20 protein-coding genes are annotated in these 23,276 nt (G+C 54.7%); 19 read left to right on the forward strand and 1 reads right to left on the reverse strand.

Annotation, left to right across the window (positions count from 1 at the left end; all coding sequences use genetic code 11):
- The first annotated feature begins 10 nt into the window (after window positions 1–10).
- Window positions 11–193 (forward strand): DUF4250 domain-containing protein, encoded by a 183-nt coding sequence (locus H7U36_RS00575; RefSeq protein ID WP_033124887.1) that lies wholly within the window; start codon window positions 11–13, stop codon window positions 191–193.
- A 44-nt stretch (window positions 194–237) separates the two neighbouring features.
- Here the strand turns inward: H7U36_RS00575 and H7U36_RS00580 are convergent, their stop codons facing one another.
- Window positions 238–624 (reverse strand): Fic family protein, encoded by a 387-nt coding sequence (locus tag H7U36_RS00580; RefSeq protein ID WP_191493215.1) that lies wholly within the window; start codon window positions 622–624, stop codon window positions 238–240.
- 224 nt (window positions 625–848) lie between these two features.
- Between H7U36_RS00580 and H7U36_RS00585 the strand changes: the two genes are divergently transcribed.
- The 18 genes from H7U36_RS00585 (at window position 849) to H7U36_RS00670 (ending at window position 23,275) form a co-directional block, all read left to right on the forward strand.
- A complete protein-coding gene (locus H7U36_RS00585; protein WP_191493214.1) occupies window positions 849–2,360 on the forward strand; it encodes an ABC transporter permease in 1,512 nt (503 codons plus the stop codon).
- A gap of 85 nt (window positions 2,361–2,445) precedes the next feature.
- Window positions 2,446–3,729 (forward strand): ABC transporter permease, encoded by a 1,284-nt coding sequence (locus H7U36_RS00590; RefSeq protein WP_205155595.1) that lies wholly within the window; start codon window positions 2,446–2,448, stop codon window positions 3,727–3,729.
- 14 nt (window positions 3,730–3,743) lie between these two features.
- Complete coding sequence (locus tag H7U36_RS00595; protein WP_191493212.1) at window positions 3,744–4,427, forward strand: ATP-binding cassette domain-containing protein; 684 nt, start codon at window positions 3,744–3,746, stop codon at window positions 4,425–4,427.
- A 27-nt stretch (window positions 4,428–4,454) separates the two neighbouring features.
- Window positions 4,455–5,909, forward strand: coding sequence for a tRNA (N6-isopentenyl adenosine(37)-C2)-methylthiotransferase MiaB (gene miaB, locus H7U36_RS00600; RefSeq protein ID WP_191493211.1), 1,455 nt, complete (start codon window positions 4,455–4,457; stop codon window positions 5,907–5,909).
- 79 nt (window positions 5,910–5,988) lie between these two features.
- Entirely contained in the window at window positions 5,989–6,417 is a 429-nt protein-coding gene (locus H7U36_RS00605) for a putative ABC transporter permease (RefSeq protein ID WP_033124933.1), read from the forward strand.
- Window positions 6,418–6,500: 83 nt separating this feature from the next.
- A complete protein-coding gene (mutS, locus tag H7U36_RS00610; protein WP_243426665.1) occupies window positions 6,501–9,146 on the forward strand; it encodes a DNA mismatch repair protein MutS in 2,646 nt (881 codons plus the stop codon).
- Window position 9,147: 1 nt separating this feature from the next.
- Window positions 9,148–11,286, forward strand: a complete 2,139-nt coding sequence (mutL, locus tag H7U36_RS00615) for a DNA mismatch repair endonuclease MutL (protein ID WP_205147595.1) — start codon at window positions 9,148–9,150, stop codon at window positions 11,284–11,286.
- Window positions 11,286–12,266 carry a tRNA (adenosine(37)-N6)-dimethylallyltransferase MiaA gene (gene miaA, locus H7U36_RS00620; RefSeq protein ID WP_205147594.1) on the forward strand — a complete coding sequence of 327 codons (981 nt, stop codon included), beginning with the start codon at window positions 11,286–11,288 and terminating at the stop codon, window positions 12,264–12,266. Before mutL ends, miaA begins: the two co-directional genes overlap by 1 nt.
- Entirely contained in the window at window positions 12,230–12,541 is a 312-nt protein-coding gene (locus H7U36_RS00625) for a hypothetical protein (protein WP_205147593.1), read from the forward strand. Before miaA ends, H7U36_RS00625 begins: the two co-directional genes overlap by 37 nt.
- Window positions 12,542–12,613: 72 nt before the next feature.
- Complete coding sequence (locus H7U36_RS00630) at window positions 12,614–13,903, forward strand: methionine gamma-lyase family protein (protein WP_205155596.1); 1,290 nt, start codon at window positions 12,614–12,616, stop codon at window positions 13,901–13,903.
- Window positions 13,900–15,222: a BaiN/RdsA family NAD(P)/FAD-dependent oxidoreductase gene (locus H7U36_RS00635; RefSeq protein WP_205147591.1), complete on the forward strand. Its 1,323-nt coding sequence runs from the start codon at window positions 13,900–13,902 to the stop codon at window positions 15,220–15,222. The genes H7U36_RS00630 and H7U36_RS00635 overlap by 4 nt, the downstream gene beginning before the upstream one ends.
- On the forward strand, window positions 15,219–16,859 hold the full coding sequence (locus tag H7U36_RS00640; protein ID WP_205155597.1) for an NAD(P)/FAD-dependent oxidoreductase: 1,641 nt from the start codon (window positions 15,219–15,221) through the stop codon (window positions 16,857–16,859). Before H7U36_RS00635 ends, H7U36_RS00640 begins: the two co-directional genes overlap by 4 nt.
- 101 nt (window positions 16,860–16,960) lie before the next feature.
- The gene (locus H7U36_RS00645) at window positions 16,961–17,221 is read left to right on the forward strand and encodes a DUF4321 domain-containing protein (protein ID WP_033124896.1); all 261 of its coding nucleotides are present in this window, start codon (window positions 16,961–16,963) and stop codon (window positions 17,219–17,221) included.
- Window positions 17,222–17,259: 38 nt separating this feature from the next.
- On the forward strand, window positions 17,260–17,967 hold the full coding sequence (gene radC, locus H7U36_RS00650) for a RadC family protein (RefSeq protein ID WP_033124897.1): 708 nt from the start codon (window positions 17,260–17,262) through the stop codon (window positions 17,965–17,967).
- Between the two features lie 8 nt (window positions 17,968–17,975).
- On the forward strand, window positions 17,976–18,998 hold the full coding sequence (locus tag H7U36_RS00655; protein ID WP_033124898.1) for a rod shape-determining protein: 1,023 nt from the start codon (window positions 17,976–17,978) through the stop codon (window positions 18,996–18,998).
- 1 nt (window position 18,999) lies between these two features.
- Window positions 19,000–19,878 carry a rod shape-determining protein MreC gene (gene mreC / locus H7U36_RS00660; protein WP_033124899.1) on the forward strand — a complete coding sequence of 293 codons (879 nt, stop codon included), beginning with the start codon at window positions 19,000–19,002 and terminating at the stop codon, window positions 19,876–19,878.
- A 3-nt stretch (window positions 19,879–19,881) separates the two neighbouring features.
- Window positions 19,882–20,400: a rod shape-determining protein MreD gene (gene mreD / locus H7U36_RS00665; protein ID WP_033124900.1), complete on the forward strand. Its 519-nt coding sequence runs from the start codon at window positions 19,882–19,884 to the stop codon at window positions 20,398–20,400.
- A complete protein-coding gene (locus tag H7U36_RS00670) occupies window positions 20,393–23,275 on the forward strand; it encodes a penicillin-binding transpeptidase domain-containing protein (RefSeq protein ID WP_171031508.1) in 2,883 nt (960 codons plus the stop codon). Before mreD ends, H7U36_RS00670 begins: the two co-directional genes overlap by 8 nt.
- The last annotated feature ends 1 nt before the right edge of the window (window position 23,276 follow it).

Raw genomic sequence — 23,276 nt, forward strand, 5'->3', positions numbered from 1 at the left:
TGCAGGACAAATGATGAGGAAACTTCCGGGAGACCCGGTGCTGATGCTGGGCGTGGTGAACACAAAGCTGAGAGATTTCTACAGAGATCTGGATGACCTCTGCGATGACATGCAGGTGGACAAGGCGGAGATCACCAAAACCCTGAAGGGGATTGACTACGAATACGACAGAGCCAGAAATCAGTTTATATAGTTTATAAATAAGGATGTGATAGAAGGATGCCTGCGAGGCATCCTTTATTTCATGCTTTTGAAGCCGTCCAGGCACTCGTTGTATAGAAATTCTTTTAACTCTTCAGCTCTTGTGTCATCCTCATAGTAGGAGACGAGCAGGGTGAAGAACTTCTCCAGCCGATCCTGGGAGACGGACAATACGCCGCAGCCGTGCTGGATAAGGAGCTTGTTGGCCGCAAGCATGGCAATCCGCTTGTTGCCGTCATAGAAAAGCTGGCTTTTTGTCAGATACAGCATAAGGTCCAGCGCCCTCTCAGTCCACTCTCTGTCAGAGGACAGGATGCTGCTGATAGCTTCCAGGTTAGCGGACTTCCAGATGTAATCAACGAGATTTCTCTTTGCCCAGAAGACGTTCTCTTCCTGGGTCATGGAATATTTCTTTTCGAACATATCCGTATTTCCTCCATAAAAAACATACCGGATGCAGGGGGAGAAAGCAACTGCCAAATTCCCGGGTAGCACTTTTTTTAAAAAACATAGTACATATTTGTGTAAAATAAACAAAAATATAGATTTTTCCTGTTTTTAGATGTATATATATGATAGACACATCGTGAACAGCAGTGCTTTTGGACTGAAGGCCTCCCTTCAGCCCGGGATGGGGATGAGATAGTATGAATATATTAAAACGCTCTCTGTTATACATAAAAAGGAAGAAAAATAACCTGATACTTTTGGTTATCCTGACCATCCTGAGTTTCATAGCGCTTCTCAGTATAGCTGTATTCCGGGGCTCTCAGGAAGCCCAGAAGGATATCCGCGAGTCGCTGGGTGCTTCATTCAAAATGACTGCAATAATAAATGAAGATCCAGCATATCGGGAAGTTACTACCTTGCCTAATGGAGGAACTATCACTTCATATAAAGGACCATTGATTGATGATCAAATGATCCAAAAAATAATGGGGCATGAGGGTGTTGTCAATTATTCGGTTGATAACAATTGGATGCCTATGTATATTGAGGATATTTCCCTTTTCCCAGGGCTGTATGCCAATATTATACAGCAGACCAACACAGATCCCCGATACGCAGCAGACCTGACTGAAGAAGAAAAAAATTTCAATGTGATAAAGGCGAATACAACGGATTTATATGGCTGTACAGACAGTTCTCTCCACCATTATTTCCAGACCGGCAGCTTTGAACTCTGCGCCGGCAGGCCGATCAGCGAGCAGGACAAAGGCGTCGTCCTGATATCTGACAAGCTGGCCGAAAAAAACAATATCAAACTGGGAGACATCCTAAAGGCAGAAATGCGGGAATGTCTGTACCTGTATGACGGCTCTGCTGATAGAAATCTGGGGCAGCCGCTTGATCTGGAAGTAATAGGCTTTTTCCATGTAAATAGCTCCCAGGCTGTCAACCAGTATACGCCAGAAGGTGAAATAGCCGATAACATGATGTTTGCAGGTATATCGGATATCAAAACGCTTGATGAATACGGGGGCTATAACACAGAATATGATAAAGTGACCTTTTTTGTACAGGACCCGAAAGAGCTGGACTCTGTCATCAAAGATGTGGAGGACGACAGCAGCATCGACTGGGCTGGTTTTTATGTGAAGGAGGACGACACCCTTTACAGGGATGCCTTGAGTCCATTGAAAAACATGAATATTTTCCTTACTGTACTCATTGCTGCCACCTTCATAATAGCATTTCTGACATTTTACATCCTCCTCACGATCCGGGTGAAGGACAGAAAGCATGAGATAGGGATTTACCTTTCCGTTGGCATATCAAAGAAGAATATCTTACTGCAATTGCTGGTGGAGTGCATGCTTATCATGTCTGCGGCGTATATCATAGCGGGAGCGGCATCTGTGAGGCTGGCGGACAGCACCGGTGACTTCCTTCTGACTGCATTTACACCAGAAGCAGAAGAGGCGGAAGAAATCTCTGAGCAGGATGTGTTGGAGCAGAGCAGAAACGGAACAGTGGGAGAGCTTTTCTCGATCAAGGAAACGTCCGGAACGCCGGAAAACATCAACAGCAGTCTGTCTCTGCCTATTGTGGCCGGACTTTATTTGGTGCTGAGTCTGATACTTCTGGCCGCAGTCTCAATTTCATCACGGCCAATTTTACATATGAAGCCAGTTGATATATTTCAAGACTACTATTGACATGGGACAAGTAGAAACGGCAGACAACAGAGGAAGCTGATATGTTGTCCGGATCATAACCAGAGGGAGGGGCATGCAAAGAGATATGGGAAAGGGGAGCAGCACTTGCGGCATAGGAATGTTAAGAAGGGCAGTTCTTTATCTGACAAGACTGAAGAAAAAGAACCTTTTGCTTTTAGCTGTCATGTTTTTGCTGATATCCTTGTTTATGGGAGGTATAGCGGTCGATAACGGTATTCAGAACAGTGTTGAAACGATTTATCAGGGGATGGAGGGATATTTCCAGGTTGGTTCGGATAATCCCGCTTATCAGATTGACGACAGCTTTATTGATCAGGTCATGGAGGAAGATACTATTGTAAGATATAATGCGACAAATGTGCTGTATTTAAGCGTGCCTGACACGGTTTTGATCCCGGGCAGATTTTTGGGAAGCGGAGCTGCCGAAGAACATATGACACGCTTTATAAGCAATAGCAGGAGCAATGATTGTGAATATTTCTCAAATAAACAATTTGAACTTATAGAAGGAGAGCCCATAGGAGATGCAAAGACAAATACGGCGATCATATCTGATACGCTTGCCAGTCTCAACAACTATACTATCGGAGATACAATAACTGCGAATATAGTTAAAAGCAGCCTTCTGTTATTCGACAGTGAGGCCGAAGGAAAAGCCTATGATTTCAGGATCGCAGGGATTTACAGAAGCAACTATGAGCAAAAGGTGGGGGCCGACACGGCAGAGTGTAATATTGAAGATAATTATATCTTTATTGACAGCAATAGCGGGAAGGAGATAGCATCCTATTTACAGGGGAATAAAAGAAATACCTACACCGGAGTACAGTTCTTTCTTGCGTCACCACGGGAAATAGACGAAACGATAAGCAGGCTGACTGAGAAAGACGTCCTTGAGGGCAGAGATATTCATGTCATGAACCATACATATGAACAGTCCGAGGAGCAGCTCCAGACCATGTCCCGCTTGACGCGTACATACCTGTGGATTTTAGGAATTGCCGGTACGCTTGTTTTGTTCGGAGTGATGCAGATCCATTTGAGGGACAGAAGAAGAGAAATAGCAATTTTTTTGTCCCTGGGAGTGAAAAAATCAAACATTATCCTGCAGCATATGATAGAAAACATGATTTTGTACATGTTTTCCTGGATTGCGGCCGTGGCTTTTGTTTCCACCCTGATTTTTGCTGTGAACAGAATTCTGACGGATATCCAGTTGTCAATGACTGTGACAGAAGCCTGTCTCTCGGGACTGATCGGGCTGTTCGCCGTGCTGACGGCAACACTGACTTCGCATGTTTACATAGCACGGTTTAGCCCAGGGCATATCCTGAGCACGTTTTCGTAATGGAGGACAAGAGTATGAGTACTGAAAAGATATTAGAAGTCCGGGATGTCAGCTACTGGTATGACAGCTCAAAGCCTGTATTGAAAGAGGTAAATGTAAGCTTTTGTACAGGAAGCGTATACGCGATCACCGGGGCTTCCGGATCGGGAAAAACAACCCTGATGTCTTTGCTGGGCGGACTTGATACGCCAAAAAAAGGAGCCGTTCTCTACAGGGGAGAAAATATAGCGGAAATCGGCTATGAAAAATACAGAAAACAGTGTGTCTCATTTGTGTTTCAAAATTACAATCTGATCAATTATATGACCTCACTGGAAAATGTCATGCTGACTTCAAAGACTTCTCCTTTGCCGTTTTTGAAAGATGTGGGGATAACGGAAGAGGAGGCGAGAAGGAATGTCCTGAAATTATCAGGCGGGCAACAGCAGAGAGTGGCGATCGCAAGGGCGATCGCAGCTGAAACACCGGTTATCTTGGCCGATGAGCCCACCGGTAATCTTGATGAAAAAACATCTGAAGATATAATGAGGCTGCTGAAGGAGCAGGCGCATAGCAGATCGAAATGTGTCATTGTAGTCACTCACTCTAAAAGTATCGCAGCTGCTGCGGATCATACATATGAAATCAAAAACGGTTCGCTCCGGGCGGATTTCCTGTTGCCTGCGAATGGGCGGCATGCTATAATTCTTAGGCGGTAAAATGATTTTCATGAGGTGAACAGATAAATGATAGAAAAAGAAAAATGGGAGAGGACATTCAGGGAACCTCTGGATGAACCGCCTGCTCATGAGCCGGAGCGGCAGTACTACTTTATGGAGAAGGCCAGAAAGTACATACAGGAGGCGTCAGCCCGAGCAGGACGTCCCCTCACCTTCCACGTCACCACCTTTGGCTGTCAGATGAACGCCAGAGACTCGGAGAAGCTGGAGGGCATTTTGAAGAAAGTGGGCTACGTGGAGGAGCCGGAGGAGGAGAAGGCGGATTTTGTCATCTACAACACCTGCACTGTGCGGGAGAACGCCAACCAGAGGGTGTACGGACGCCTGGGGCAGCTTGGACACGCGAAAAAGTCCAACCCTCACATGATGATCGCCCTTTGCGGCTGCATGATGCAGGAGCCACAGGTGGTGGAGAAGCTGAAGAAAAGCTACCACTTTGTGGACATCATCTTCGGCACCCACAACATCTACAAGTTCGCGGAGCTGATCGCGGCCCGGATGGAGTCGGACCGGATGATCATCGACATCTGGAAGGACACGGACAAGATCGTGGAGGATCTGCCTGTGGCCAGGAAATATCCCTTTAAGTCCGGCGTCAATATCATGTTCGGCTGCAACAACTTTTGCAGCTACTGTATCGTCCCCTATGTCCGGGGGCGGGAGAGGAGCCGTGATCCGAAAGCCATCATCCGGGAGGTGGAACGCCTGGCGGCGGACGGCGTGGTGGAGATCATGCTCCTTGGACAGAACGTGAACTCCTACGGGAAGACACTGGAGCACCCTATGACCTTTGCTCAGCTCCTTGAGGAGGTGGAGAAGGTGGATGGCATCGAGAGGATCCGCTTTATGACCTCCCACCCGAAGGATCTCTCCGACGAGCTCATAGAGGTGATGGGAAGATCGAAGAAGATCTGCCGTCATCTCCATCTCCCGGTGCAGTCCGGGAGCAGCCGGATCCTGGAGAAGATGAACCGCCGGTACACGAAGGAGCAGTACCTGGCGCTGGTGGAGAAAATACGGGCCGCCGTTCCGGACATCTCCCTCACCACGGACATCATTGTGGGCTTTCCCGGGGAGACGGAGGAGGATTTCCAGGAGACGCTGGATGTGGTGAGAAGGGTGCGGTACGACAGCGCCTTTACCTTCATCTACTCAAAGCGGACAGGCACTCCTGCCGCGGCCATGGAGGACCAGGTTCCCCAGGTGGTGGTGAAGGACCGGTTTGACCGGCTTCTTAAGGAAGTGCAGGAGATCGCCGGTGAGGTGTGCGCCGTGCACCAGGGCACTGTCCAGGAGGTGCTGGTGGAGTCGGTGAACGACCATGACCCGTCCCTTATGACCGGACGGATGAGCAACAATCTCCTTGTCCATTTCCCGGGCGGGGAGGATCTCACAGGAAAGCTGGTGCAGGTGCGCCTGGACGAGTGCAGAGGATTTTACTATCTTGGCCATATGGTGTAAAATGCCAGCTGTGACCATTTATATTTTGCGGCAGAAACGCTCACACTATATAGGAGACTATACAGTGAGGGCGTTTTTTATGAGAGAATACAGAAAGAAAATTTGTGAATATCTGCTGCTGTGGTTCGTGGGAGGGTGTCTCTACTACGGCTTTGAGGTGGTGTTCCGGGGCTTCTCCCACTGGAGCATGTTTGTCCTGGGAGGCATCTGTATGTGCTTCTGCGCCTGGCAGGGGAGCGTGCGCCAGTGGCAGGATCCGCTGTGGGTGCAGCTTCTCCGGTGCATGGTCTTTATCACCTCCTGCGAATTTATCACCGGGATCATCGTCAACAAGTGGATGGGCTGGCATGTGTGGGACTACACGGGGATGCCCCTGCAGCTCTTCGGACAGATCTGCGTGCCCTTCATGCTCCTCTTTTCCTGCCTCAGCGTGGTGGGGATCTATCTGGGAGGGAACATCCTGTGGAAGGTATTTGGCGAGAAAAAACCGCATTTTTTCCTGATTTAATTTGACGGGAAAATGTGCTATACTTAACTATGTATGCCTGCGGGCGTGCACACAAAAGACAAGAACAGCAAAGGAGAACTTACATGGCTGAATTAACTCCGATGATGCAGCAGTATGTGGAGACGAAGAAGCAATACAGCGACTGCATCCTTTTCTATAGATTGGGAGATTTTTATGAGATGTTTTTCGATGACGCCCTCACTGCGTCCCGGGAGCTGGAGATCACTCTGACAGGGAAGAACTGCGGCCTGGAGGAGCGGGCGCCCATGTGCGGCGTGCCCTACCATGCGGTGGACAGCTACCTGAGCCGTCTGGTGGCCAAGGGCTACAAGGTGGCCATCTGCGAGCAGATGGAGGATCCGGCCACGGCCAAGGGACTGGTCAAAAGAGAGGTGGTGCGTATCGTCACCCCGGGGACCACGGTGGATCCCCAGGCCCTGGACGAGACGAAAAACAATTATATCATGTGTGTGGCCTATATTGGGGACACCTACGGCGTCTCCGTGGCGGACGTGACCACGGGAGAGTATTTTGTGACAGAGATCGGGGACAGCGGTATGCTCTTTGACGAGATCACCCACCTGATGCCCTCGGAGCTGATCTGCAATGAGGCCTTCTACATGAGCGGCATGGATCTGGACGACCTGAAGGGGCGTCTGGGGATTACTGTCTACGCCCTGGACGCCTGGTATTTTGACGATGCCATCTGCCGCCGGACCCTGGAGGAGCACTTTAAGGTGAGCTCTATGGAGAGCCTGGGCATCGGGGACTTTGACTGCGGCGTCATCGGCGCCGGAGCTCTCCTCGTCTACCTGAAGGAGACCCAGAAGACGGATCTTGTCCAGCTCTCCCATCTGACCCGGTACGTGACGGGAAAGTACATGGTGCTGGACAGCTCCACAAGGCGAAATCTGGAGCTTAGCGAGACGCTGCGGGAAAAGCAGAAGAGGGGCTCCCTTCTTTGGGTGCTGGACAAGACAAAGACCGCCATGGGAGCCAGGATGCTGCGCAAGCAGCTGGAACAGCCCCTCATAGACAAGAAGCAGATTGAGAGGCGGCTGGACGCGGTGGAGGAGCTCCTGGACAACGCCATCTGCCGGGAGGAGATGCGGGAGTACCTGACTCCTGTCTACGATTTGGAGCGGCTTTTGAGCAAGATCACCTACAAGTCCGCCAACCCAAGGGATCTGACTGCCTTTTACAGCTCCCTGTCCATGCTGCCCCACATCCGGTGCATCCTGGAGGATCTGCGCTCTCCCCTTCTGAAGGAGATACTGGGGGAGATGGACGCTCTAGAGGACATCTGCGACCTGATCGGGAGGGCCATCTGTGAGGATCCTCCCCTTGCCATGAAGGAGGGCGGCATCATCCGCGAGGGCTACAGCGAGGAGGTGGACCGCCTGCGAAACGCCAAGACCGAGGGGAAGGACTGGCTGGCGAAGCTGGAGGAGGAAGAGCGGGAGAAGACAGGCATCAAGAACCTGCGGATTAAATACAACAAGGTCTTCGGCTACTATCTGGAGGTGACCAATTCCTTTAAAAATCTGGTGCCGGATTACTATACAAGAAAGCAGACGCTGGCCAACGCGGAGCGCTACATCACGCCCCGCCTCAAGGAGCTGGAGGACACCATCCTGGGGGCGGAGGACAAGCTGTACGCCCTGGAGTATGAGCTGTACTGCGAAGTCCGGGACACCATAGGAAAAGAAGTGGTGCGCATCCAGAACACGGCGAAGGCGGTGGCCCAGCTTGACATGCTGGCCTCCCTGGCCGTGGTGGCGGAGCGGAACCGGTATGTGCGGCCGAAGATCAATGAGAAGGGTGTCATCAACATCAAGGACGGACGCCACCCGGTGGTGGAGCAGATGATCCCAAACGACATGTTCATTGCCAACGATACATATCTGGATGACAAGAAGGACCGGATCTCCATCATCACCGGGCCCAACATGGCGGGAAAATCTACCTACATGCGCCAGACCGCCCTCATCGTGCTGATGGCCCAGGTGGGCTCCTTCGTGCCTGCGTCCAGTGCGGATATCGGTATCGTGGACAGGATCTTCACGAGGGTGGGAGCTTCTGACGACCTGGCATCCGGGCAGAGCACCTTTATGGTGGAGATGACGGAGGTGGCCAATATCCTGCGGAACGCCACCCGCCACAGCCTTCTCATTCTGGATGAGATCGGGCGGGGCACCAGTACCTTCGATGGCCTGAGCATCGCCTGGGCGGTGGTGGAACATATCAGCAACACCAAGCTTTTGGGCGCCAAGACCCTCTTTGCCACCCATTATCACGAGCTGACAGAGCTGGAGGGCAAGATAGACAATGTCCACAACTACTGTATCGCGGTGAAGGAAAAGGGGGACGATATTGTGTTCCTGCGCAAGATCGTCAAAGGCGGCGCGGACCGCAGCTACGGTATCCAGGTGGCCAAGCTGGCCGGCGTGCCGGACCCTGTCATCGAGCGTGCCAAGGAAATCGCGGAGGAGCTGTCCTACGCGGACATCACCACAAGGGTGAAGGATATCGCGTCAGGCGGCAGAGAGACAAAGAAAAAGGCGAAGAAGTACGACGAGGTGGATATGGCCCAGATGTCCCTCTTCGACACGGTCAGGGACGACGATGTACTGGAGGAGATCAAAAATCTGGACGTCAGCCATCTCACGCCCATTGACGCCTTGAACACGCTGTACCAGCTTCAGAATAAATTGAAAAACAGGTGGTAATATGAGCAGAATACAGGTTTTAGACCAGGTAACGATAGACAAGATAGCGGCCGGCGAGGTGATCGAACGCCCGGCCTCCATTGTGAAGGAGCTCCTGGAGAACGCCATAGACGCGGGCGCCACCTCCATCACGGTGGAGATCCGGGATGGAGGCATCTCCTTTATCCGGGTGACGGACAACGGCTGCGGCATTGAGATGGAGGACATTCCGGCGGCTTTTCTGCGCCACTCCACAAGCAAGATACGTTCCGCGGAGGATTTGTCCCACATCTCCTCCCTGGGCTTTAGGGGAGAGGCTCTCTCCAGTATCGCGGCCGTGGCTCAGGTTGAGCTGATCACAAAGACAAAGGACAGTACCTTCGGCGCCTCCTACAGGATCGAGGGAGGAAAGGGCGGACATCCGGAGGAGACGGGAGCGCCGGACGGCACTACCTTTCTTGTGCGCCAGCTCTTCTATAACACCCCCGCCAGGCGGAAATTCTTAAAGACGCCCATGACGGAGGCAAGCCATGTGGGAGATCTGGTCACCAGGCTGGCCCTGTCCCATCCGGAGATTTCCTTCCAGTTCCGCAACAACGGCCAGTCTAAGCTGCACACCTCCGGGAACGGCAGCCTGCGGGATGTGATCTATCACGTGTACGGGAGGGAGATCGCCTCCCACCTGCTGGAAGTAGACTTTGAGGGGAGGGGCATTCACATCTCGGGCTGCATCGGTGAACCTCTTGTCTCCAGAGGAAACCGGAACTTTGAGAATTACTTTATCAATGGAAGATATGTGAAGAGCAGCATTATCTCAAAGGCCATCGAGGACGCCTACAAGGATTTCCAGATGCAGCACAAATATCCCTTTACTGTGCTTCATATCCAGGTGGACACGGAGATCGTGGATGTGAACGTGCACCCCACCAAGATGGAGGTGCGCTTCCAGAACCAGCAGGAGATCTACAACAGCGTCTGCGAGGCTGTGTCCCGCTCCCTTCACCACGATGAGCTGATCCCTCAGATCGATCTGCCGGAGCCGCCGGGAGCGGCGCCGGAGAAGGAAAAGCGCATACCGGCACAGGAGGCGGCTGCCCCGGAGAGAGAGAAAAGAGCGCTGTCGGCAGAAGAAACGATTGTCAGGAACACAGCAGAAAACATAGAAAAACAGAGTGCACTCTATAAAAAACAGAGCGCACATGAAGTCCCAAACGAGCTGGAAGAGAAAAAACAGAGCGCGCTCTTTAAAAATGAGCCTGAAAATGCAGGACAGACGCCGCGTACTCAGGCTGGTCAGCCGGACCGGGAGCCGCGAAAGGATCTGGACTATTTCATGAAGAAAATGAGAGAGCGGGTTCTCTCCTATCATCAGCAGAGCGCCGCTGCGGAGGTGCAGGAGCAGGGGCAGATACACAGGCCCGAGGTGACTCGTGACCGGATCAGAGAGGCTGCAAACTACAGGGCGGAGCCTGAAAAAACAGAGCGTACTCTGGAGAAAACGGAAGTGCCGGAGAAAAAAACAGAGCAAGCACCAAAACAGCTCAATCTTTTTGAGGAGAAGCTTCTGAGTCCCCAGGCGGTTTCCCAGTACCGGATCATCGGGCAAGTCTTCGAGACCTACTGGCTGGTGGAATTTAAGGATAATCTTTATATTATAGACCAGCACGCCGCCCACGAGAGGGTGCTCTACGAGAAGACGCTGGCGGGGATGAAGACGAGAGATTTCACCTCCCAGATCATCAGTCCCCCCATCATCCTGAACCTGACCATGCAGGAGGCTCAGCTTCTCAATACATATATGGATCAGTTTACAAGGATTGGCTTTGAGATCGAGGAGTTCGGGCAGGATTCCTACGCTGTGCGTGCCGTGCCGGACAATCTTTTCAGTATTGCGAAGAGGGATCTTCTTATGGAGATGATTGACAGCTTATCTGATGAGCTTTATACTGGACTGGCACCGGATATCATTGACGAGAAGATCGCGTCCATGTCCTGTAAGGCGGCGGTGAAAGGAAATATGAGACTCTCCGCGAGAGAGGTGGAGACTCTCATCGGGGAGCTGCTAAAGCTTGAGAACCCCTACCACTGCCCCCACGGAAGACCGACGATTATCGCCATGAGCAGGCGCGAACTGGAAAAGAAATTCAAGAGGATCGTGTGATGAAACAGCCACTAATTGTGTTGACCGGCCCCACCGCAGTGGGGAAGACAAAAGCGTCCATCACCCTGGCAAAGCGGATCGGCGGCGAGATCATCTCCGCCGACTCCATGCAGGTGTACCGCCATATGGATATCGGTTCTGCCAAGATACGCCCCGGGGAGATGGAGGGAGTGCCCCACTACCTGGTGGATGTGCTGGAGCCTGATCAGGAGTTCAATGTGGTACGGTTCCAGTCCATGGCAAGGGAGGCTATGGAGAGGATCCGGGCAAACGGCCATATTCCTATCGTGGTGGGCGGAACAGGATTTTATATCCAGGCTCTCCTCTACGACATTGATTTTACGGAGGGCGGGGAGGACGACGGCCTGCGCGGGGAGCTGGAGGCCTTCGCCAGAGAGAAGGGACCGTCCGCGCTCCATGCCCGCTTAGCCCAGGTGGATGAGGAGTCCGCCAGGGCCATCCACCCGAACAATGTGAAGCGGGTGATACGGGCTCTGGAATTCTACCACCAGACAGGGGAGAAGATATCGGTTCACAACGAGCGGGAGAGGCAGCGCAGCTCCCCCTATAATTTCCGGTACTTTGTCCTGAATGACGAGCGGAGCAGGCTGTACCAGCGCATTGACAGGAGAGTGGACCAGATGATGGAGGAGGGCCTCGTAGAGGAGGTCCGCCGTCTGAGGGAGATGGGGATGCGCCCGGGCATGGTGTCCATGCAGGGGCTGGGCTACAAGGAGATACTGGATTACCTGGAGGGAAACTGCAGTCTTGGGGAGGCTGTCTACAGGATCAAGCGGGACACGAGGCATTTTGCCAAGCGCCAGATCACCTGGTTTAAGAGGGAGAAAGAGGTGATCTGGATCGACAAGCCCTCGTATGACTACGATGAGAAAAAAATAGTGGAGGTAATGCTTTCCTATATAACGGAGGGAGTAGAAGGGATATGTTTAAAGGATTATTCGGGGGCTCCAGATTTTTAAAGAGGATGAACCCCCTTATGGAGCTCTATTCGTACAGCAAAAATTCGGAGAAGACATATAAGGAGCTGATGGCTCTTGAGCCCCTTGCGAAGACAAAGGGGGAAAAGGCCATGTTCAATCTGAACCGGGCAGGCCTTTTATATGATATGTATAAATACCGGGAGGCGGCGGACGTGATGAGGGAGATCCCGTCCATCAACCCGGAGTTTGACGCCCAGTGCGCCCAGATGAAGACACGCATCATGGCGGCCATGACAAGGGGCGAGCACAGGTAGACGCCGGCAGAGGCATGTCGGACGGATAGCGGCGCGGGCGGATACAGACAGAAATGAAAAAGGAGTAAGACAATGCAGGATGAACAGATGACCCGGATGTATGAAAAGATGGGGATATCCGAAAAAGTATACAAGTTTGGAAGACAGATGGAGGAGAAGCTTAAGGAGCGGTTTGCGGCCATTGACAGGACTGCGGAGTACAACCAGATGAAGGTGATCCGGGCCATGCAGGAGAACCGGGTCAGCGAGGGATGCTTCCACTACACCAGCGGCTACGGCTACGACGATCTGGGAAGGGAGACTCTGGAGAAGGTGTACGCCAGCGTGTTCCACACGGAGAGCGCCCTGGTGCGGCCTCAGATCGCCTGCGGGACCCACGCTCTCTGCGTGGCGCTGGCCGCCAATCTGCGGCCCGGGGATGAGCTCCTCTCGCCTGCGGGCAAGCCCTACGACACACTGGAGGAGGTCATCGGCATCCGCCCCTCCCGCGGGTCACTGGCCGAGTACGGCGTGACCTACCGGCAGGTGGATCTGCTGGAGGACGGCACCTTTGACTACGAGAATATCAGGAAGGCCATCAATGAGAGGACAAAGCTGGTCACTATCCAGCGGTCCAAGGGGTATCAGACCCGGCCCAGCTTCTCTGTGGCCCAGATCGGGGAGCTGATCGCCTTTGTGAAGAAGATCCGCCCGGATCTCATCTGTATGGTAGACAACTGCTACGGAGAGTTTGTGGAGCTGACTGAGCCAAGCGATGTGGGGGCCGACATGGTGGTGGGCTCCCTCATCAAGAACCCAGGCGGCGGCCTGGCGCCCATCGGCGGGTACATTGCGGGACGGGAGGAACTCATCGAGAACTGTGCCTATCGGCTCACCTCCCCGGGCCTGGGACGTGAGGTGGGGGCTACCCTGGGCGTCATGCAGTCCTTTTACCAGGGACTTTTCCTGGCGCCCACCGTGGCGGCCAGCGCCCTGAAGGGCGCCATCCTGGCGGCCAATATCTATGAGTCCTGCGGCTTTCAGGTGGTGCCTGACGCAAAAGAGAGCCGTCACGACATTATCCAGGCAGTGGAGCTTGGCACCCCGGAGGGGGTCATCGCCTTCTGCCAGGGGATCCAGGCGGCGGCCCCGGTGGACTCCTATGTGACGCCGGAGCCCTGGGCCATGCCGGGGTACGACAGCGATGTGATCATGGCGGCGGGAGCCTTTGTGCAGGGATCCTCCATCGAGCTCTCAGCGGACGCTCCCATCAAGCCGCCCTACGCCGTCTACTTCCAGGGAGGTCTGACCTGGCCTCACGCAAAGCTGGGCATACTGATGTCACTGGAATACCTGGTGCGGAAAGGGCTGGTCACTCTATGAGAATACTGATCGCCGGAGGCGGGGCGGCCGGCATGACTGCCGCTATAGCGGCGGCCAGACAGGGCGCCCTGGTGACGATACTTGAGAAAAAGGAGATGCCCGGCAAGAAGATCCTCTCTACAGGGAACGGCCGGTGCAATCTCACGAATATGGACATGAAAGCAGTGTATTTCCGGGGCGGAGACCGGGGGACCATCGAGCAGGTCCTCTCGGCCTTCGGCCCGGAGGATACGCTGCGCTTTTTTGCGGAGCTGGGGCTTTTGACAAAGACAAGGGGTACCCTGGTCTATCCGGCCAGCGACCAGGCTGCCGCGGTGCGTGAGGCCCTGGCCATGGAGCTGAAGCGGCAGGGAGTGGAGGTCCGCACAGGGGTGACTGTGGAGAGGGCTGAGGTGAAAGAAGAGGGCTTTCGTCTCAGGCTTGCCGGCGCAGACGGAAAGCGCTCCTTCTGCACCGGGGATGCGCTCATCCTGGCGGCCGGGGGAAAGGCGGCGCCGGCCCTTGGAAGCGACGGCAGCGGATACTCTCTGGCAAAAGGGCTGGGACACTCGGTGATCCGCCCGCTGCCCGCCCTGGTACAGCTTCGGTCGGACGCCGGCTTTACAGGGAAGCTGTCAGGCGTCCGGGCGGAGGCCCGGGTCAGCCTTTTTGTGGAGGGAAAAGAGGTCTCCTGCGACACCGGGGAGGTGCAGTTTACAGACTACGGAATCTCCGGCATCCCGGTCTTTCAGGTGAGCCGCTTTGCGTCCATGGCTCTGGATCGAAAGAAAGAGGTGTACGTTCTGCTTGATTTTCTGCCCGCCATGAGTGAGAGGGAGGCGTTTCATCTCCTGGAGGGGCGCAGAGGCGTGTTCGCGGGCAATACGGCGGAGGAGTTCCTCCACGGCCTGTTCCACAGAAAGCTGGCCCCTGTGCTGCTGACCGGGAGCCGCATCCGCTGGAAGGAAAAGCTGGGGGACGTAGACAGAGAGGCTCTTGTGAGACTTGCAGGCACCTGTAAGCATCTGCGGATGAACATTACAGGCACCAACTCCTTTGACCAGGCTCAGGTGTGCGCCGGCGGCGTGCCCCTGGGGGAGATTTCCCCGGAGACCATGGAGTCCCGCCTTACTCCGGGGCTCTTCCTTGCGGGAGAGCTGCTGGATGTGGACGGCATGTGCGGCGGCTATAACCTGCAGTGGGCCTGGGCCTCCGGATGGCTGGCGGGAAGCGCGGCCGCGAAGACGGCGGATAAGAGGATAGATAAGAGGACAGGCAGGAAAGTGGGCCGGGAAAAGGACGGCAGAGAGAACAGCAGAAAGGACAGGAGAGGGCGATGATACGTATTCAACAGCTGAAGCTGCACACAGGACACACTCCGGAACAGCTCAGGGAGAAGATCGGGAAGGCGCTGCGGCTGAAGGGCGGTGAGGATTTCTCCTACAGGATCGTCAGGAGGTCCCTGGACGCCAGAAGGAAGCCGGAGCTCTTTTACGTGTACACGGTGGACGTCTCCGTAAAGGGGGAGAAGGCTCTTTTGCGCAAAAACCGGGACAAAAATATCCAGCAGGCAAAGGAGGCGGGGTACCGCTTCCCGGAGCCGGGGCCGGAGGAGCTGAAGCACAGGCCGGTGGTGGCGGGCTTTGGCCCGGCAGGTATCTTTGCCGCCTACATGCTGGCTCTCCACGGCTATCGCCCACTGGTAGTGGAGCGGGGTATGGAGGCACAGCAGAGGAAAAAGGACGTGGAGAAATTCTGGGAGACAGGTGTCCTGGACACCCGCTCCAATGTCCAGTTCGGAGAGGGCGGCGCCGGCACCTTCTCGGACGGAAAGCTGAACACCCTGGTGAAGGACAAATTTGGCCGGAACCGAAAGGTCCTGGAGATCCTGCGGGACCACGGGGCTCCTGAGGAGATCGCCTGGGACGCCAAGCCCCACATCGGCACTGACCTTCTGATCCGGGTGGTGACCCGGATGCGGGAGGATATCATCAGGCTGGGCGGACAGGTCTGCTTTCACACCCAGCTTGTGTCTCTGGAGCCGGTCCTGGGGGAGGAGGGGGGTCTCTCCCTGGAGCTTCAGGACACTCTGTCCGGGGTGACGATCATGGAGAGGACCCAGGCTCTTATCCTGGCAGTGGGACACAGCGCCCGGGACACATTTTCCATGCTGCACGAGAAGAAAATACCCATGGAGGCCAAGGCCTTTGCGGTGGGCGTCCGGGCGGAGCATCCCCAGGCCATGATCGACAGGGATCAGTATGGTATGGAGGAGGGGGAAAAGCGCCCCGGCGGACTGCCCGCGGCGGCCTACAAGCTGACCTGCCAGCTGCCGGAGGGGCGGGGCGTCTACACCTTCTGCATGTGTCCCGGAGGGTATGTGGTGAACGCCTCCTCCGAGGAGGGGCGCCTGGCGGTGAACGGCATGAGCTACCATGACCGGGCCGGCCGGAACGCCAACAGCGCCGTCATCGTCACGGTGACTCCGCAGGACTTTGGCGGGGAGGGCCCCCTGGCGGGAGTGGAATTTCAGAGAAGGCTGGAGGAGCGTGCCTGGCAGGCGGGCCAGGGCAAGGTGCCTGTCCAGCTCTACGGCGATTTCTGCCGGGGAAGGGTGTCGGATCACATCGGGGAGGTGGAGCCCCAGATCAGAGGGGACTTCTGCTTCGGCAATGTGCGGGGGATTTTCCCGGAGGAGATCGGAGACGCCATCGCAAGGGGCATACGGGAGTTTGGGAAAAAGCTGCCCGGCTATGACCGGGAGGACGCGGTCCTCTCCGGCGTGGAGAGCCGCACCTCCTCCCCGGTGCGGATCCTCCGGGATGAGGGGCTGCAGAGCCAACTTCCGGGGCTCTATCCCTGCGGCGAGGGGGCGGGCTACGCGGGCGGCATTATGTCGGCTGCCATGGACGGCATGAAGGTGGCCGAGGCTGTCGCCAGAAAATACCGTCCCTTCGACAAAAGTGCGAATGATTAAGAAATTTTTAATGGAATGAGGCTATACACTTTTTTTGAAATATGGTAGAATATATTGAGTTTTTGAAAGAAAACTTAAGAATGATGTGAGGTGGAGTACATATGAGAGGAGCAGGCAGTAAAAATTCCTGGGCCTTATTTCTGCTTATTCTGGCAGGAATTGTCCTAGGAGGTTTTATCGGCATGCTGGCACAGGATACAGGGGCTTTTAGCTGGCTGAGCTACGGGCAGACCTTTGGGCTGGATGAACCGGTGGTGCTGAATTTGGGCATACTTGTCATCACCTTCGGGCTGTCGGTGAAGATCACCATAGCCAGCATTATCGGAATGGTTCTGGCAATCATAATCTATCGCTTCCTGTAACAGGGCCTCTTTGGGAGTGTTATAGGTGTCTGCAAAAGATGACTCAGAGAAACACAAGTAAAATGAAAGATCTCCTGGTGTCTGAGCGCCCGTACGAGAAGTGCGAGCGCCTGGGAGAGAAGAATTTAAGTGATGCGGAGCTTTTGGCTGTCCTTTTAAGGACCGGGACCAGAGGCGAGAATGTGCTGGATATATGCCGGCGCATCCTGACAGCCGGAGGCGGGAACTTAAGCGGGCTTCACAGCTTTACGAGAGAAAAATTTCAGAAGATCAGGGGAGTGGGCCGGGTGAAATCCATCCAGCTCCTCTGTCTTATGGAGCTGGCGAGAAGACTGGCCAAGGAGACGGCGGAAAAGGGACTGGACTTCTCCTCGCCCGCGTCGGTGGCCAGATATTACATGGAGGACATGCGTCATCTCAGGCAGGAGCATATGAAGCTGCTGATGCTGAATACGAAATCTGCGCTGATTGGGGAGAAGGATGTGTACAAGGGGACAGTGAACGCCTCCCTTGCCAACCCCAGGGAGATTTTCGTGGAGGCTCTCAGGATGGAGGCCGTGTCCGTCATCCTCCTGCACAATCATCCAAGCGGTGACCCGGCTCCCAGCGGGGCGGATATCGCCGCCACGGAGCGAATCCGGCAGGCGGGAGAATTAATCGGGATAGAATTGTTAGATCATATCATTATTGGGAATAATTGTTATATCAGCTTCCGGGAAGAGGGGCTGTTATACACGAAAGGATAAGGTCAAAAATGGCACGAAATATATACGGGCTTGATCTCGGCTCCTACGAGATCAAAGTATATGATAAAAAGAAGGATGCAATCTGGAAGGAGAAGGATGTCATAGCCATAGCAAACAAAAAGGAAGTGTTTGCCGTGGGGGACGAGGCTTTTGAGATGTATGAGAAGGCCCCGGCCAATATACAGGTGGTGTTTCCCATGAAGCATGGGGTTATCTCACGGTTTGACCACATGCAGTATCTCCTGCAGGGGCTGCTGAAAAAGGATAGGGGCTTTGCCAGGGGGGCGGAGTATGTGATCGCCGTCCCCACAGATGTGACGGAGGTGGAGAAGAAGGCTTTCTTTGACCTGGTGATCCACTCCACTGCCAGGGCCCGTGAGGTCAACATTGTGGAGCGGGGGATCGCCGACGCGGTGGGACTGAACCTGGACGTGCAGAACACAAAGGGGCTTTTCATCGTCAACCTGGGTGGGGAGACCACAGAGCTCTCCGTGCTGGCAGGGGGAGGTATCGTGCTGAACCGGCTTTTAAAGGTGGGGGGCATCACCCTGGACCATGCGGTGGCCCAGCTCGTCCGGTACAACCATGACTTCCTGATCGGCAGGGTCACGGCGGAGATCCTCCGCAAGAGGTTCGGCGTGTTCAGCGAGGACAACACAGCCTCCATGACTGTGGCGGGGCGGGATCTTATCACCGGCGTGCCCCAGCAGAGGGAGATCTCCATCAGCCTGGTGCGGGCCGCCGTGAAGGAGCCTTTAGAGGAGTGCGTCAGGGGGATCGAGTCCCTTCTGGACAGGACCCCGCCGGAGGTGCGCAAGGCCATCTACAAAAACGGCATCTTTCTCACCGGAGGGCTGGCCAATCTGCCTGGGCTTGAGGTTTACATGGAGGAGATGACAGGCATCCGCGTGCGGACAGCCATCGACCCGGACATCTGTGCCGTGACGGGACTGAAGCAGATCATTCAGTCCAAGGAACTGAAAAAACTGGCATATTCCATGCTGGATGAAAATTATAGGTGGATGAGATAGTATGAAGATCAAAAATCAAAATACCCTTCCAAGTAAATATGTGCTTCTGATACTTGTGATCGTGTGCGGCATTCTTCTCGGCGCGGAGCGTTTTATGGACGGAGGCGGTCCCTTGAGCTGGATCGCAAACTATACCATCATCCCCATGCAGAGGGGGATCAGCTACGTGGGGACATGGATGGGCGACCTGACGGACAATTTTGCCACCCTCAGCGATCTTCGCAAGGAAAACGAGCAGCTCCAGGAGAGAGTGGATCAGCTCACCATAGACAACACGAGACTGAACCAGGAGCAGTATGAACTGGAGCGGCTGCAGGAGCTCTACAAGCTGGACCAGAATTACGGCGACTATGAGAAGGTGGGCGCCCATGTGATTGCCAATAATGGTACCAACTGGTTCAGCTCCTTTACCATCGACAAGGGAAGCGAGGACGGGATCCGAAAGGATATGAATGTACTGGCCGGCAGCGGACTGGCCGGTATCGTGACAGAGGTGGGTCCCAACTACGCCCAGGTCCGCGCGGTCATCGACGATGAGAGCAACATCAGCGGGATGGTCCTGTCCACCTCGGATCTGTGTATTGTGCGGGGCGATCTGACTCTGATGGAGGATGGGCGGATCCGCTTTGAAAATCTGCCAAACAACGACAACGAGATCCAGGTGGGAGAGCAGGTGGTGACGTCCCATATCAGCTCCACCTATCTCCAGGGCCTGTTCATCGGATATATATCAGAGATCAATGTGGATGCAAACAATCTGACCCGTTCAGGCTACATCACCCCCGCGGTGGATTTCAGCAATCTCCAGGAGGTGCTTGTCATCACCACCACAAAGGCGGATCTGACGGAGACAGACGGGTCGGGGGACAAAGGAGAGTAGACTATGAAGAGAAAGATCATCACAGCCTGCTTTATCATCGTGTGTTTCCTTCTGCAGGCCACAGTTTTTTCCAGGCTTCAGTTCGCATCCATACGGCCCAATCTGATGATCGTCCTGACCTCTGCCTTCGGGTTTATGCGGGGCAGGAAGACGGGGATGGCGGTAGGGTTCTCCTGCGGCCTTCTGATGGATGTGTGCTGGGGAGGCGTGCTGGGATTTTACACGCTGATCTTTACCGTGATTGGGTATCTCAACGGCAGCTTTAAGCGGCTGTTCTTTGACGAGGATATCAAGCTGCCTCTGGGACTGATCGCCGGGAGCGAGCTGGCTTACGGCCTGATCGTCTATGTCTGCTTCTTTATGATGCAGGGGGACTTCCGTTTTGGATATTATCTGACACATGTGATCCTGCCGGAGCTGGTCTACACCATTCTGGTGACGATTCTTCTGTATCAGATCATACTACACGTGAACCGTAAACTAGAGGCCGAAGAACAAAGGAGTGCAAGCAGGTTTGTATAGTATTTGGGAACGCATTAAATCAGGAATTTACGAACTGTTCCAGAGAAGGGCAGTCGTGACCATCATCGTCTTCTGCATCATGTTTTCCATTCTGGTGGGGCGGCTTTTTCAGCTTCAGATCGTGAATGGCCAGTCCTACCTGGATGACTATATCCTTCAGATCCAGAAGACGAGGACCATACAGGGAACCAGAGGAAACATCTATGACAGAAACGGCAAGCTTCTGGCCTACAACGAGCTGGCCTACTCGGTCACCATCGAGGACAATGGGGTGTATGACACTACAGCCGAGAAGAACAAGGCTCTCAACGAGGAGATCACCCGCATCATAGAGATTGTGGAGGGGCACGGGGACTCGGTGATCAGTGACTTCAGCATTGTGCTGGATGCCAATAATGAGTATCAGTTCTCCATGACAGACGAGACCCAGCGGCTCCGGTTTGTGGCCGACGTGTTCGGGGAGAGCTATATCGACAGTCTGGACGAGGAGCAAAAGAATATGTCCGCCGCCCAGATCATCGACTACCTCTGCACGGACAAGACTTACGGCTACGGCATCGACCAGGATGAGCTGGAGCGCTCTCAGGTGCTCAAGATGGTGAACATCCGCTATGCCATCGGGCTCAACAGCTTCCAGAAATATATCCCCACCACCGTGGCGGAGGATGTGAGCGACGAGACGGTAGCGGAAATCATGGAGCACATGGACGAGCTCCAGGGCGTGGACATCGCGGAGGAGTCTCTGAGACGGTACACGGACAGCAAGTACTTTGCCAATCTCATCGGCTACACAGGCCAGATCTCCCAGGAGGAGTACAATGCCCTCAGCAAGGACGAGCAGGAGCAGTATGACCTGACAGACACGGTGGGCAAATCCGGTCTGGAGCAGGTGCTGGACAACACGCTCCAGGGGGATAAAGGCGAGGTCAAGCTTTACGTGAACAGCGTGGGACGGGTCATTGACACAGTGGGAGAGACAGAGCCAAAGGCCGGGAACGACGTGTACCTGACCATTGATGCCGATCTCCAGAAGGCGGCCTACGACATCCTGGAGCAGGAGCTGGCAGGTATCCTCCTGTCCCGCATGCAGGACATCCTGGACTACGACAGGACAAAGTCGGAGGACGCGGCGGACGTCATCGTGGCAAGCGGCGACGCCTACAACGCGTTTATAGACAACAACATTGTGGACATGAGCCATTTTTCGGCGGCGGACGCTGGGGGCGCGGAGCAGTCTGTGTACGGTAAATTCGCCCCCTACAAGGAGCAGGTCCTCTCCCAGCTGGCCTCTATCATGCAGGATGGCAATGCTTCCGCCTACAGGGATATGACCCGGGAGTGGCAGGCCTATCTGTCCCACGTGGTGAATGAGGTGTTGACCGGAGAGAACGGAGTCATCATGAGCGACTCCATCGACACAAGCGATGAGACCTACCAGCAGTGGAAAAACGAGGAGACTATCAACATATACACCTACCTCAACTACGCAATCTCCCAGAACTGGGTGGATGCCTCCAAGCTGCAGGACTATCTCTCCTCGGAGGGAAACTACTCAGACTCCGCGGAGGTGTACAGCGCCATGGTCTCCTATGTGACGGACAGGCTCCAAAACAGCACGGACTTTGACAAGCTGATATACCAGTATATGATCAAGGCGGGAACTGTGACGGGAAGAGAGCTGTGCATGATCCTGTATGAGCAGGGCGTGCTCCCCATGGATGAGACCCAGTACAACAATCTGGCGTCAGGTGCCACAGGGGCCTACGACTTCCTCAGAGGGAAGCTCCAGACGCTGGAGATCACCCCGGGACAGCTGGGACTGGAGCCATGCCGCGGATCTGTGGTGATCACGGACACGGACAGCGGGGATGTGCTGGCCTGTGTCTCCTACCCGGGATACGACAACAACCGGCTGGCCAACACCATGGACAGCGATTACTATAACGAACTGAACACCAGCACCTCCAGGCCCTTCTACAACAGCGCCACGCAGGAGACTACGGCTCCCGGATCCACGTACAAGCCCCTTGTGGCTGTGGCTGGCCTGACAGAGGGTGTCATCGATACAGGCACTACCGTATACTGTGACGGTAACTTCGACGTGATCAGCCCGGAGGTTCACTGCTGGGTATACCCGGCAGGGCACGGAACCATGAACGTGGTCAGCGGCATCACAAACTCCTGTAACGAGTTTTTCAACAACATCGGCTACCAGCTGGGTATGCAGGACGGCAGCTACTCCAGCGAGTACGGCCTGGAGCGGCTGAGAAAATACGCGGAGATGTTCGGCCTCGGCGAGACGAGCGGTCTGGAGATACCGGAGATGGATCCGAAGATCTCCGACGAGGACTCTGTCCGCTCCGCCATGGGACAGGGCACAAACAACTACACCACCAGTCAGCTGGCCCGGTACATCACAGCCGTGGCTAACGAGGGCACTCTCTACGAGCTGACCCTTCTGGACCGGGTGGAGAATGTGGACGGTGAAGTGGTGGAGGAGTACCAGAACGGGGAGGCCCGGACCATCGACGGCGTCTCTTCGTCCACCTGGGACGCGGTCCACGCCGGCATGGCGGGCGTGGTGAAGAATAGTTCCGTGTTTACAGCTATCAACGCCAGCTCTCTGAGTGTGTCCGGAAAGACCGGTACCGCCCAGCAGAGCACCACCCACGCGGATCACGGACTGTTTGTGGGCTTTGCCCCCAGCGACAATCCGGAGATAGCCATGGCGGTCCGCATCGCCAACGGCTACAGCTCCAGCTACGCTTCGGAGGTGGGCAGCAATATATTCCAGTACTACTATCAGATAACAGACAGCGCGCAGCTCATCACAGGGCAGGCCGCTGAGATCACAGTCCATACCTCCGGGGACTAAA

Source organism: Faecalicatena fissicatena (assembly GCF_016900595.1).
GTDB classification, from domain to species: Bacteria; Bacillota; Clostridia; order Lachnospirales; family Lachnospiraceae; genus Claveliimonas; species Claveliimonas intestinigallinarum.